This is a genomic window from Acinetobacter sp. YH16044, from assembly GCF_013417145.1.
GTDB classification, from domain to species: Bacteria; Pseudomonadota; Gammaproteobacteria; order Pseudomonadales; family Moraxellaceae; genus Acinetobacter; species Acinetobacter amyesii.
This window is the reverse complement of sequence record NZ_VPEK01000077.1, coordinates 1-4,538: the sequence shown is the minus strand read 5'-3', so window position 1 is coordinate 4,538 and position 4,538 is coordinate 1. Positions and strand designations below refer to the sequence as shown.

Below are 4,538 nucleotides of genomic sequence, written 5' to 3'. Positions count from 1 at the left end.
CTAAATCTGTTGCATCACATGCGTAATCTGCATGAGTAGGAACGTCATGCAGTAATACAGAAATTTCTTTATTCATTAAGCCACTCATTAATAATTATCTTAAGATTTTCTAAAATTAACATAATACGCCTTATGCGAAATGCTGTATAATTATCCCTATAATTCAACGCTGTAGTTTCTAGTTGATAGTCCGAACATCTCTGTTCGGGCTTTTTTTATGATTTTTCATGTTCCACGCCTATTCTTTGATCAATGTTTCACAACTTTGATTAGCTCCATTAAATAATTAAAACTTAGATAATAAGAACCGAGCGAGTGTCTACGAGCGATTGAGCATCATCAAAATTTCACGCTCGCCTTTTCTCTGATTACAAGCTCCCTTTCGATTTTAAACGGTAGGTACAGAGCATCCCGAATGGGTGCGAACTTTGGAGCTTTTGCTTTTCAAAAAGTATGAGCGAAGCGAATACATTATCAATGCTTTTGCTTTTAGATTTCACAAACAGGATTAACCAAAAACTGCCCCACGAAGCGAGGAACGAGCTTCAATAGAGTACGAGCTTTAGCGAGTACATAGGGCAGTTTTAATAGTTTTTCCCTTTTTAATAGTTTTAATAGTTTTAATAGTTTTAGACAGCATGAAAGCCTTATATAGCAATACTCTTCAGCCTCATACAACGACAGATTTACCCTTATACAACGACAGATTTACCCTTATACAACGACAGATTTACCCTTATACAACGACAGATTTACCCTATATAACGACAATAAAAAATAATGTTGTTGTTTTAATTAACGCTTTTATAATATAGTGTCGTTTTATTGCAGAAAAATAATCCTTAAACCAAATGAAAAATGATCTAGTTATAAAAAGTAATACTCTTGTTGAAGCTTGCTTTAATCTCAGTTTGACTGAATATCGAATACTACATGTAGCCTTCACTGAATTAGCTGAATATGAAAGTGATAAAGGCTTATTCCACACACGAGAATTTAGAGTATATGCAAAAGATTACTCCAAGCTATTTAATACTGATGAATCCGATGCTTATAAGGTATTAAGGGATGCAAGTGAGCGATTATTTAACCGTTACTTCACGTATGATCGGGTCTATCAAAAACCTGATTTTATAGAATGTGTTAAATCGAGATGGGTACAAAAAATTAGTTATGCAGATACGCAGGGATATATTAAATTTCAGTTAGCCGATGATGTTTTTAGCATGATTGGACAACTGAAAGATTGTTTCACACGATATAGATTATCTAAAACAGCCCAATTAACGAGCGTTTATGCTATTCGCCTTTATGAAATGATGATTCAATGGCAAAGCACGAAAGTTGTTCCAGTAATAGAATTAAATACGTTAAGAGAACGCCTTGCTATTGAGGAGCATGAATATCCTAGAGTCTATGATTTTAAGAATCGTGTCTTAGACCCTGCTATTAAACAAATTAATAAATATACAGATATCACAGTAAGTTACGAACAACACAAGCAAGGACGTATCATTTCTGGGTTTTCATTTAAGTTTAAGCAAAAAAAAGACGATAAACCTAAAATTAATACTAAGCGTGACCCTAACACCCCTGACTTTTTTATAAAAATGACCGATGCACAACGCCATTTATTTGCCAATAAAATGTCAGAAATGCCTGAAATGAGTAAATATTCAAAAGGTACAGAAAGCTACCAACAATTTGCTATTCGTATCGCTGACATGCTTTTAGAGCCTGAAAAATTTAGAGAACTTTACCCATTTTTAGAGAAAGCAGGATTTAAATCATGATGCAACTGGAGAACCTAACAGCCAATTTTCAAGGCGTTCAAATTGAGTATACCGACATCGTTAATTATGAAATTGCGAGGGAGAATATCTGCGGTTATATCTTTCTATTATCCCGAATATCCCAGAATGCAGAACCCACTGAAAAAATGCAGATGGAAAGCAAAATAGAGGACTTAATTTACTATCGGGATAATTTGCAGATCAAGGATAAAGTAAATATCCAAAAAGTCTTAAATGAGCTAATTCCAGAGTATAAAGCCGAACAAGAAAAGCAAAGAGCTAAGAAAAATTAGGCTTTCTTCTTAACTTTACTTTTTTGCTTAGGCTTAACAGTAAATTGCTCTCCCAAAGCCTTGCCTTGTTTAAAAGTGACAATTTCCTTAGCTTCAATTTTAAGTTTTTCGCCAGTTTTAGGATTGTGTCCCATTCTTTCGGCACGCTGTTTTACTTCAAAAGTCCCAAAATCAACTAATCGGACATTTTTATCTTCAACCAGGGCTTCTGTAATGACTTCAAGAACAGAATTAAGAACAACTCTTGCTTCATCTTGATTAATATTTAATTTAGGTGCTAATTTGGCAATTAAATCGGCTTTATTCATAATTAATTGTCCTCAATATTTGGTAAGTCAAAAAGCTGTCGATCTCTATTTTCTGTTAAATATTCGTTGAGTTCAGCGAGTATTTTTTCTTTATTGGCTTCATTTGCCTGCATTTTCTTAATCAAGTAAGAACCGAGCAAAATTTTACGCCTAGTATCATCCTTGCGCTCCTGTTCTTTCTTTTTGGTACGTTCTCTTGCTTCAATAGCCTGTTTCTGTGCTTTTAACTGTTTCAGCTTCTCTAACTGGGCTTCAATTTTCTTTTCGATATTTTCAGCAGATTTAGTCATAACGGTTAATTTCGGAATATAGAAAACCACTCAAGCATAAGACCCTATGAATTGAAATTCAAGCGGGTAATATGCTATCGTGTTTTTCATGAAATGCGCACTTACGACTTGAATTTCATTCAAGTCATCGTTGCGTAAGGGGAATCCCCTTAACCCCAAAAAATTGCTACGCAATTTAAAAAGGCGAAAGAAAAAATGGCGATTTATCATTGCTCAACAAAAACAGTGAATCGAAGTTCGGGACGAACTGCGGTTGCATCGTCTGCCTACCGTTCAGGGGAAAAACTCAAAGATGAACGAACAGGACTAACCCACGACTTTACGAGAAAGGACGGTGTCGCCCATAGCGAAATTGTGTCTAACCTTGATATAGAAATAGACCGTAGCGAGTTGTGGAACTTGGCGGAACAGTCCGAAAACCGCAAAGATGCTCGAACCGCTAGAGAATGGGTGATTGCCTTACCTGATGAACTGGATGCAGATCAACGTAAGGACTTGGCAAAAGAGTTTGCCCAATCACTTGTTGATCGCTATGGCGTGATCGCAGATTTAGCCATTCACGAACCCAGCAAAAGCGGAAATGATAAAAACCATCACGCCCATATCATGCTGACCACCCGAAAAGCTGAATTAGACCCTGACAATAAACTCACTTTGACGACAAAAACCGATATTGAGTTAAGTAATGCCAAACGCAAAAGCCTAAATATGGGAACAACCCAAGACGACATCAAACAGATTCGGGAAACATGGGCGGATTTAGCCAATCACGCACTGGAGCGAGCAGGCTACCGAGAAAAAATAGACCACCGCAGCTATGCCGATCAGAACAATGGACTACAAGCCACCATTCATGAGGGGACTTCGGTCACTCAACTTCGTAGACAAGGTATAGACACCGAAATCAGCCGTTATAACGACCATGTGAAGCAACACAACGCCCAACACCTCAAACAACAGCAACAGCGCACAGACAGCGTTTTACAGCACGGTTTAAACCGTGCCGAGCAAGGCTTCGAGCAATGGCAGAAAAACCAAGAAGCTAAACGCCTAGAACAAGAACGCCAAGCCGAAATACAACGACAGCAAAAACTAGAGCAACAGCAAGCCGAGCGAGCCAACCGTAAAGCATCACAAGACTTAGATCAGGGCGGAATGTACCGATGAGCAACCAAAACGACCTAGATGACCAGCTCTATATTTTACTGGCATCTATGAAAGAGTATCGAGAAGCCATAGCAGACGATAACAAGCGATTAGAAGCGTTTTACAAGGAAGTGGCTAGCGGAGTACTCAATAAGACCGAAAAACACCTAAAAAACGCCAATCAGAAGCAAATAGACGCACTCAACAACAGTATTCGGGAATTAAACAATGCAACCAATCAACTTGACTGGCGATTCATGGCAATCTACGCCAGTGCTTTTGTTAGCTTGCTGATCGTTTTCTTTTTAGCATTATTTTTATATGTGCCGAGCATGGACGAAATCAAACAGCGTAGAGCAGACGTTGCATGGCTAGAACAAAAATACAGCCTAGATATTAAAAATTGCAATGGGAAGTCTTGCGTTCGCATCATGAAAAATGACTGTCACGGAGCGAATAAGGATTATTGTGTGATTGACCCAAAATAATGATTAGACAGTACTTTGCTCGGCTCTTGCCATCACCGAATCAATGACAGCAGTCGCAAAGTTGCCCGACTTTGAAACATGGCTAAAGCCATCTTTCAAAGCATCGAGCGATAGTCATCCAAAAATTTCGGAATGGCTATCCAACTGATGCAGTTCTAAAATATCGTCACCAACAAGCCTATAGATCAAGACTAAATCAGGCTTCACATGACAATCACGA

Annotated in this window: 7 protein-coding genes; 4 read left to right on the top strand and 3 right to left on the bottom strand. The window is 38.1% G+C overall.

The window, feature by feature from the left end:
• The first annotated feature begins 851 nt into the window (after nt 1-851).
• Both repM and FTV38_RS16600 read left to right on the top strand, forming a co-directional pair.
• The gene (gene repM / locus FTV38_RS16605; protein WP_087554602.1) at nt 852-1,793 is read left to right on the top strand and encodes a replication initiation protein RepM; all 942 of its coding nucleotides are present in this window, start codon (nt 852-854) and stop codon (nt 1,791-1,793) included.
• Nucleotides 1,790-2,086 carry a hypothetical protein gene (locus FTV38_RS16600; RefSeq protein WP_159516833.1) on the top strand — a complete coding sequence of 99 codons (297 nt, stop codon included), beginning with the start codon at nt 1,790-1,792 and terminating at the stop codon, nt 2,084-2,086. The genes repM and FTV38_RS16600 overlap by 4 nt, the downstream gene beginning before the upstream one ends.
• On the opposite strand, the gene FTV38_RS16595 is transcribed toward FTV38_RS16600, so the two are convergent.
• Together FTV38_RS16595 and FTV38_RS16590 are read right to left on the bottom strand one after the other, a co-directional pair.
• Nucleotides 2,083-2,394 (bottom strand): HU family DNA-binding protein, encoded by a 312-nt coding sequence (locus FTV38_RS16595; RefSeq protein ID WP_159516832.1) that lies wholly within the window; start codon nt 2,392-2,394, stop codon nt 2,083-2,085. The two genes, FTV38_RS16600 and FTV38_RS16595, sit on opposite strands and share 4 nt — an antisense overlap.
• Nucleotides 2,395-2,396: 2 nt before the next feature.
• Nucleotides 2,397-2,684 carry a mobilization protein gene (locus FTV38_RS16590; protein ID WP_159516831.1) on the bottom strand — a complete coding sequence of 96 codons (288 nt, stop codon included), beginning with the start codon at nt 2,682-2,684 and terminating at the stop codon, nt 2,397-2,399.
• A gap of 195 nt (nt 2,685-2,879) precedes the next feature.
• Here FTV38_RS16590 and mobQ point away from each other — a divergent pair, with 195 nt between their 5' ends.
• Together mobQ and FTV38_RS16580 are read left to right on the top strand one after the other, a co-directional pair.
• A complete protein-coding gene (mobQ, locus tag FTV38_RS16585; RefSeq protein WP_136144369.1) occupies nt 2,880-3,851 on the top strand; it encodes a MobQ family relaxase in 972 nt (323 codons plus the stop codon).
• Complete coding sequence (locus FTV38_RS16580; protein ID WP_004870960.1) at nt 3,848-4,318, top strand: hypothetical protein; 471 nt, start codon at nt 3,848-3,850, stop codon at nt 4,316-4,318. Before mobQ ends, FTV38_RS16580 begins: the two co-directional genes overlap by 4 nt.
• A gap of 114 nt (nt 4,319-4,432) precedes the next feature.
• On the opposite strand, the gene FTV38_RS16575 is transcribed toward FTV38_RS16580, so the two are convergent.
• On the bottom strand, nt 4,433-4,538 hold a 106-nt coding region (locus tag FTV38_RS16575), incomplete at its 5' end, for a type II toxin-antitoxin system mRNA interferase toxin, RelE/StbE family (RefSeq protein WP_179996737.1).